General features: G+C 64.5%; 5 protein-coding genes and 1 pseudogene. 1 reads left to right on the forward strand and 5 read right to left on the reverse strand.

Translation table 11 applies throughout. From position 1 onward, the window contains the following. Positions 1-102: 102 nt before the first annotated feature. Entirely contained in the window at positions 103-2,745 is a 2,643-nt protein-coding gene (locus G6N27_RS20355; RefSeq protein ID WP_163779544.1) for a GH92 family glycosyl hydrolase, read from the forward strand. Positions 2,746-2,772: 27 nt separating this feature from the next. Here the strand turns inward: G6N27_RS20355 and G6N27_RS20360 are convergent, their stop codons facing one another. From G6N27_RS20360 to G6N27_RS20380, 5 genes and pseudogenes are all read right to left on the reverse strand, one after another. Continuing rightward, positions 2,773-3,117, reverse strand: a complete 345-nt coding sequence (locus G6N27_RS20360) for a hemophore-related protein (RefSeq protein ID WP_179963313.1) — start codon at positions 3,115-3,117, stop codon at positions 2,773-2,775. Between the two features lie 30 nt (positions 3,118-3,147). Beyond that, entirely contained in the window at positions 3,148-3,996 is an 849-nt protein-coding gene (locus G6N27_RS20365) for an SDR family oxidoreductase (RefSeq protein ID WP_163779546.1), read from the reverse strand. A 22-nt stretch (positions 3,997-4,018) separates the two neighbouring features. After that, positions 4,019-5,434: a wax ester/triacylglycerol synthase family O-acyltransferase gene (locus tag G6N27_RS20370; protein WP_163779548.1), complete on the reverse strand. Its 1,416-nt coding sequence runs from the start codon at positions 5,432-5,434 to the stop codon at positions 4,019-4,021. Positions 5,435-5,586: 152 nt separating this feature from the next. Continuing rightward, positions 5,587-6,141 (reverse strand): hypothetical protein, encoded by a 555-nt coding sequence (locus tag G6N27_RS20375; RefSeq protein ID WP_163779550.1) that lies wholly within the window; start codon positions 6,139-6,141, stop codon positions 5,587-5,589. Positions 6,142-6,167: 26 nt separating this feature from the next. Next, positions 6,168-7,840, reverse strand: a pseudogene (locus G6N27_RS20380) (NERD domain-containing protein). Positions 7,841-8,012: the final 172 nt, after the last annotated feature.

The following is an 8,012-nucleotide window of genomic DNA, read 5'->3' on the forward strand; positions in this document are numbered from 1 at the left end:
GGCGACATTCGCGCGGCGTTTGCCACACCTGAACCCGGCCAAATGCTCGCGCTACCGGCCCGGCTCCCACACCAAGTGCCGGCGAAGGAGCAGAATTCGGCTATGCGGTCACGTCGGGGTGCCGTGGCGCTAGTGACGGCGGCGCTGCTGGTCAGCGCAATGCTGGTCAGCGCCACGCCGACGTCCTACGAACCACCCGAGATGGTGGCGAAACCGGTCGATCACGTCAACACCCTGATCGGCACCGGCAATGGCGGCAAGACGGTTGGTGAGATCAACAACTTCCCGGGGCCATCGGTGCCGTTCGGCATGGTGCAGTACTCCCCGGACACCGTCGACAACTATGCGGGCTACAGCCACTCCAACGACCACGCGACCGGGTTCAGCATGACGCACGCCTCGGTGGGGTGCGCGGCGTTCGGTGACATCTCGATGCTGCCGACCACCGGCCCGGTCGGCGTGGCGCCGTGGGATGCCAGCGAGGAGATCGCCCACGACGACCACGAGGTCGGCGTGCCCGGCTACTACTCGGTGCGGCTACCGTCCGCGGACGTGACGGCTGAACTCACCGCCACCCGACGCACCGGTGTCGGCCGGTTCCACTTCCCGCGGCACCGGCCGGCGCGGTTCTTGGTGCGGTCAGGGTCGTCGCTGGGCGGCACCTCGGCGGACAAGATCAAGATCGAGGGCGACAACACGACGATCACCGGCTCGGCCACCACCGGCGGATTCTGCGGCAAAGACAACGTCTACACGGTGTACTTCGCGATGAAGTTCAGCAAGCCATTCATCAACTTCGGCACGTGGGACGGGACTTCGATATACCCGAAAGGTCGCAGCGCGTATGCGAGTTACCAGGGCTCCAGCGGGGGTTACGTGGAATTCCCGGCCGGTTCGGAGGTCGAGGTGCGTACGGCACTGTCCTACGTCGACGTCGACGGTGCCCGCAAGAATCTCGACGAAGCCGCGGAGAGCTTCGACGACGTCCGCGCCGCGGCGTCGACGCAGTGGAATGATGCGTTGTCGCGCATCAGGATTGCCGGCTACACCGAAGACGACATCGTCACGTTCTACTCCGCGCTTTACCATGCGCTGCTGAATCCCAACACATTCAACGACGCCGACGGACGCTACATCGGATTCGACAACAACATCCACACCGTGGATGAGGGCCATACCCAGTTCGCCAACTTCTCCGACTGGGACACCTATCGCGGTGTCGCGGCTTTGCAGGGCCTGGTGTTCCCGCAGGAGGCCAGCGACATGGCGCAGTCATTGGTCAACGACGCCGAGCAGAGCGGGTCGTATCCCCGCTGGGCGCTGGCCAATACCGCGACGGCGGAGATGACCGGTGACAGCGTGGTGCCGCTGATCGCGAACTTCTTTGCGTTCGGAGCCAAGGACTTCGACGTGCATCGGGCGTTGCGTTTCATGCTCGACGCGGCCAAGGAGGGCGGCGCCGGGCGCAACGGGTATGTGGAGCGGCCCGAGGTCGAGACGTATCTGCGGCGCGGCTACCTTCCGCTGCCGACGACGGCGACCTGCCGCGGTTCGTTCCCGGCGGCGTCGATCTCGTTGGAGTGGTCGGTCGACGACTTCGCCATCTCCCAATTCGCCGCTGCACTCGGCGATTCGGCGGCGGCGGCCGACTTTCAGGACCGCGCGCAATACTGGCAGAACCTGTTCAACCCCACAACGCATTCCATCTCGCCGCGCAATGCGCTCGGGTTCTTCCGCGTGGGTCCCGCGGTGGTGCCGCCCGCGGTGGGCTGCTTCAGCCAGGTCGGGTTCGACGAGGGCAACGCCGAGCAGTACGTCTGGTATGTGCCGCAGAACGTCGCCGGTCTAGTGACCGCGCTCGGCGGCCGTCAGGCGGTGGCTGACCGGCTCGACAAATTCACCTCGCAGCTCAATGTCGGCCCGGAGGATCCGTATCTGTGGGCCGGCAACGAGCCGGATTTCGGGGTGCCGTGGCTGTACAACTACATCGGACAGCCCTGGAAGACACAGGAATTGGTCGACCGGATCCGCAGCACACTGTTCAGCCCGACACCCGATGGCGAACCCGGCAACGACGACTTGGGTGCGATGTCGGCCTGGTACGTCTGGGCGGCTATGGGCCTGTATCCCAGCGTCCCGGGTACATCGGTGTTGACCGTGAACACGCCGCTGTTTGACCGGATCGAAATCGCTCTTCCCGCAGGCAAATCCATTCGGATCTCCGCGCCCGGGGCGTCCGGGCATCACCGGATGCAGTACATCAGCAGCCTGCATGTCGACGGGCGATCAATCGACCAGACCTATCTGCCTGCGGGTTTTATCGAGTCTGGCGGCGAGTTGGCGTTCTCGTTGTCGGTTCATCCGAACACGACGTGGGGGACTGCTGCATCGTCGGCTCCGCCGTCGTTCGGTGCGGGCAGTCTGGCTGTGACGGTGAATGTTTCGCCGGCCGTTGTCACGGTGGATCCGGGGAGGTCGACGTATGTGACCGTCAATGTGCAGCGGATGGTCGACGGGCCGGGGGAGTACACGATCAGCGCGAAGCCCTACGACGGGATTTCGGCGAAGTCGGTGTCGGGGAAGTTTGGTGACGACGGGTCGGCGACGGCGACGGTCACAATCAAGGTGGCAGAGTCGGCGCCAGCCGGCTATTACCCGCTGACGCTGACGACGAAGGCCGGTAAGGGGGAGCGGACGTTCACGCTGCTGGTCGCCGTGGGGGAGGGCGGGGTGGAGGGTGGTTGATTCGGCTCTCGCGAAGAGCTTTTCGCCTCAGTAGTTGTTGCAGGTGGTGGCGATCTGCACGACGTATCCGCCGAACTGCTGAGCGTACGGCTGAGCTCCCGGCTTGCTTTCCAGCTCGTCCGCGATCTGGCGGCGCTGATCAGGCGACGAGTCGAGGAATCCACGCAATGCAGCCTGCGCTGTCGGCGAGGCGTTGAGTTGTGCAGCAGCTATCGGAAATTCGACATTGAGAGCTGAAACCACTTGGGAGTAGGTGCATGTGGTGTTGAAGGCCGGGCTCAGATCGGGATCGGCGGACGCGATGCCGGCGCCAGCGGCGAGTGTCATTACGCCCGCCATGGCGAACACTTGGCTCAACGACGGTTTGACCATGTGAGGACCTTTCGATGCACCGCGCAGCTCTCAGCCCGACTGCCCGCGGAAGCGCTTGAGGTAGGACAACAGTCGATACGCCGGCACGCTGCTCGGCCAGTCGTCAGCGCGGAAGTACGCATCCGACCCGCCGTCGACGAATACGATGCTCCCACATAAGAAGTCGGCCGCATCCGACAGCATGAACAGCACCCAGTCGGCCAGCTGCCCGGCGTCGCCGAAACCGCCGATCGGGACGGGAAACGACCGGATGCGCTTCGCCTCCTTGGGCGATGCCAGCGACTCCTCCAGAAGAGGCGTCATGATCGCCCCCGGAGCAAGCGCGTTCAGGCGGATGCCGGCGCCCGCCCACTCGGCCTTGACCGCCTCGCGTCGAACCCAGCGGCTCACCGCGATCTTGGACCCGGCGTAGACAAACACCGCAGCGTTCTTGCCGAGAAATCTCACGGATCGAACCGCCTTGTCGGCGTCACGCGCAAGAAAGGCCCGCACCATGCGAGCGGGAACGGTAGGCGTTGTCGTGGTGGAATTACTGGAGAAGACAACGACTTTCGCGCGGTCAGCGGCGGCCAGAGCCGGGCGCCACGCGCTGAGCAACTCAACGACGCCGAAGAAGTTGACCTGGGCGATCAGGCGCGCACGGCCCGGGTCCCGAGTGGGGCCGAGCCCGGCGGCCAGCACGGCGCCGTCCAATCTGGACCCGGCAGCTTGTAGAACGCCCGCGGCCGCCGCCTGGCGTCCCTCGCGGGTCGAAAGATCGGCGACGATGTCGGCCTGTTTGATGTCCACTCCGATCACGATGTGCCCGGCGTCGCGCAGCTTCTGCGCGACCTGGTGCCCCATGCCTGAGGCCGAGCCGGTGACCGCGTAGGTACCCATCAGCTTGCCTTCCTGTGTGCCGTCACGCCACCACTCCGACGGCGGTCTCCAGCTCGACCAGTGCGCGCTCAGTCAACGGTATGAGCGACTCGATGTCGGGCATCACATTGCGGCCGGAAACATAGCCGAACGTCACTCGGTCGGCATAGGAGCACATCGTCACATTCAACGCCTGCCCGCCGATCGCCGTCGACACGGGGTAGATCTCCTCCAGATGTGCTCCGTTCCAATACAAGTCGGCCTGCGGGCCGGGAACATTGGAGATCGACAAGTTGTAGCCGCGGCGCAGCCGCGGCGCGAGCGGCACCATCGGCAACAGGACCGTGGACCCGATACTCGGCGCGACCAACAGCGTGGTCACGTTCGACCCGCGGCTGGCCACCTGGCGCTTGGCCCACGTCATCGCACGGTGGATGCGGGCCAGCCGCTCGGCCGGATCAGCCGAGTCGGTGGCCAACGGGCACAACTCCAGACCGAACAAGTTGCCGTGCTGATCGTCGTCGTTGGTGTGCTCGCGGCTGCGTACCGTGATCGGGCAGATGGCCACCAGTGACTGATGGGGTAGCTCGTTGTGCGCGGTGAGCCACTCCCGCAGCACGCCCGCCACCACGGCGGTCACCACATCGTTGCCGGTGACTCCGGCCGCGTTCTGCACGGCCCGGATGCGCGACTTCGGCCAGCTGGTACCCGCGAAGGCGTGCTCGCGGCCGAGCCGGCCGTTGAACCTGGTGTAGGGGGCGCCGAAGGGCAGCAACGTATTTCGGCCCGCGAGGCCGGCGACCACGGTCGATATTTCGCCGAGGGCGAGTTGGCGGACAAAGCCCAGGCCCGACGTGGTGGCGTTGACTGCAGAGCGCACGAGTCGGAACGGGTTGGGGATCGGTCCGCGTGAGGCCGCGGACCGCTCGGCGGGTTGGCCTGGCGCGATGGTGTAGAGCGGTGGCATCGACCGGCGATCGGGGTCGGTGGTCATCGCATCGGTGATCATCCGCAGGCCCGCGACGCCGTCGACCACGGTGTGGTGCACCTTGATGTACAGCGCGAATTGACCGTTTTCGAGACCGTCGATCAGATACGTAATCCACATCGGCCGCGACCGGTCGAGCCGTTCGCTGTGCAGCTCGCTGATCACCTTCGACAGCGCGTCGCGATCGGCGCCCGCAGGCAGCGTCCGGCGCCGGATGTGGTTGTGCATGTCGACGTTGTCGTCGCTGCGCCACACCCACAGGCCCGCAGTGTCGACGCCGACGTGCGGGTACCGGCGAAATCGCGGATCAAGCTCGGCGGTGCTTGTCAGCGCATCGCGGTACAGCTCGTCGACGTAGCCTGGGCCCGCGTCGGCGGGAGGCGACAGGATCAGCAACGCGGCGACGTGCAGCGGGTCGGACAGCAGCTCCGCTGTCATCATCGCCACGTCCAACGGCTCCAGCAGGTCCATCGCTGCGACCCTGACCTCTCCAACGGGATGAGGTCACCGTAGCGCTGCCGCGCGGTGGTCCGGGGTGGAATTGGCGGCTGGGGGCGGTGCGAACCCGCGAAGGATGGGGCGGGTCGGTCTGTTGTCCCACTTGATGTCAAGCCGGACCGCCCCTACTCGCAGTTGTCGCACTTTCCAGTCATCGGAAGCACCGTGTAGCACGTCGGGCACAACTTCGGCGGCTCGTCGAGCTTGGCCTGTGCCTTCTTGTAGTCGTTTGCTGCTTTGGCCTTGGGGGTTAGTGTCGGAACCCCTCCACCCGCCGGAAGATAGGCGCCAAAGTGGCGGTAGCACTCAAGCCTCATTTTCGCGGCGTGGTCATCCAACTGGTCGTATTCCATATCAACTACCTCGCCGCGAGCGAGCAGGACGTGTCGGTAGCCATCGCCAACTGTTCCGTCTTCTTTGACGCATAGGGAACTGAGAGGTGGAATCTCTTCCTTTACACAATGATCAACAACCCGGCCCAGCACACTTCCGATCCAGTTGGTCAGTAGACCGTCGTGTCTGATTTCCGACTGCTGCTGAACCGCTTCCGCCAACTGTTTGTACGTGACAAAACCGTTGTATTTCTTCGCCGTGTCCAGCAGGAGCGACACGGCCTGCGGTTCCCAAGCATCGAGCGCGTCGTTCATCGAGACGAAACTGCCGTCTTTGTCGTAAGGCACGTGTCAGCTCTTCCTGGATAGGGACGTCAGTGAACTTCGAACCCGGCCGCTTCCAGCCGTAGGCGGCGGGCCACATCGGGTCCGGCGACTTCGCGGATGAAGTTCAGGTCACCGCACACGACGAGTTGGTCACGGGCGCGCGAGAGGCCGACGTAGAGACGTTCGCGCGAGCGCTCGACTGCGGACTTCTCGTTGACGACGAGTACGACTGCGCGGCGCTCGAGTCCCTTGAAGCCGAGGACGTGGCCATAGAAAACCTGGTCGGCATCCCAGAAGCTGTCCCAGTAGGCGGCGCTGCCCGCTGCCTGCCGTTCCTTCTGCTCCGGGTGACGCGTGCCCGTCGTAAGCAGGGCAACGTCTTCCGGCCGCCATCCCTGCTCCAATAGCAGCCCGACCTCGTCGTCACCAGCGTTCATCGCCTCGTCTTGTCGACACTCGACGAACTTGACGGCGGGTCCATCGCCGCCGAGAAGGCGCATGGGTTGATCGACGAGCGGCTGGAACGCCGTCGCGATCTGGCGGGTGTTGCGGAGATTGTGATCGAGAATCAGTGGCACGAGTGGTACCGGTAGGGACCCGCGGCGGCTGAAAACGCGCTGGCCTTCGTCACTGAAGACATACAGGCCGCCCGTTTCGTCGTCTTTGAGGCTGCGAGAAGGGGATCCCACCATGCATCAGCGAAGTCCTGGGCTTCGTCGACGATGATCGAGTCGAAACGATAACCTGGTGCGAGTTGCGTTGCCAGGTCAGCCATTTGGAGCGGCAGGTCATGCTCCCAGAATTGGACCGTCTCGTCAGTGCGCAAGGACTCGTCGGGTCCTACAGGCGCTCCCCATTGCATGCCCAGCGCGTGATACCCACCGACGTACGCGGGCTTTTGCCGGCGCGGCCATTTGGTCGTGATCCGTTGCAGGTAGGAAGCGAGCCCATGGGAGTAGCAGACCAGAGCGACCCGCTGGCCGGCGGCGGACAGTCGACGAGCCTGTTCCACGGCGAGAAAGGTCTTGCCGCTCCCCGCCCCGCCGCGGATCTCAACGCGATTCAGCAATTTGATCGCGCCGAGGATGACGGCTTGATGCTCGGTCAGGGCGTCAGCGGCGTCCTCGCTAGCGAGTGCGCGGGCGACAACATCACGTTGCGGCAACCCTCTGCCGCTTAATGCTATCGAGAGCTGCTCGATGCCTCGCCTGGTCAGCAGCGGGCGGTCGAGCTCGTGTCGCAGCAATACGCTCTTCAGGTTCACGACGAGTTTCGAAAGGTCTTCGCGGTCAATCACTTTCCAGCGTGGGCACTCGGGCAGGGCGAATTCGTCGTCGATCTTTGCATTGGGGAAGACCACGACGTGGTCCCAACGCAGACGGCCCTGGGTCCAGCGATCGTCGTCTTCGACGAAGGTGCGCAGCGCGTAGCAGGCTTCGCGGGCCTGGCGAACCGGATTGATCTCGTGGTCTTGCCCGTGGCGCCTTTGCCACCACGAAGTGCCGTCGTGCCAGACCTCGCCACCTTTGACCTCGAGGCACACGATGCCGGCACTTTCGATCGCTACGACGAAATCGACCTCGTGGTCCTTGAGGTGGTCCGTCACGCGCTGGCCCGGGATTACCACGTCGTGCGGTTGGAGCTGGTCCCGCAGACTTTGGTACACCTTGCGCTCGGTGTCATTGGCGAGGCGGGGCGCTTCGTCGGTCGACGTCACGATCGCGGCCCCGGTAGAGCGTGGCTAGGCTGCGATTTGGAACTTTCTGGCGTTATGGCTACCCCCACCACTCGATTGAACATCATTCAAGGGACTTGCAGCTAGATAAGGCTGGCACAAGGTGTTGAGCCTCGATGTTTGCGCACCAGCGGGTCATCGGGAACCCGCTACGCGC

Source organism: Mycobacterium cookii (assembly GCF_010727945.1).
Classification (GTDB): Bacteria; Actinomycetota; Actinomycetes; order Mycobacteriales; family Mycobacteriaceae; genus Mycobacterium; species Mycobacterium cookii.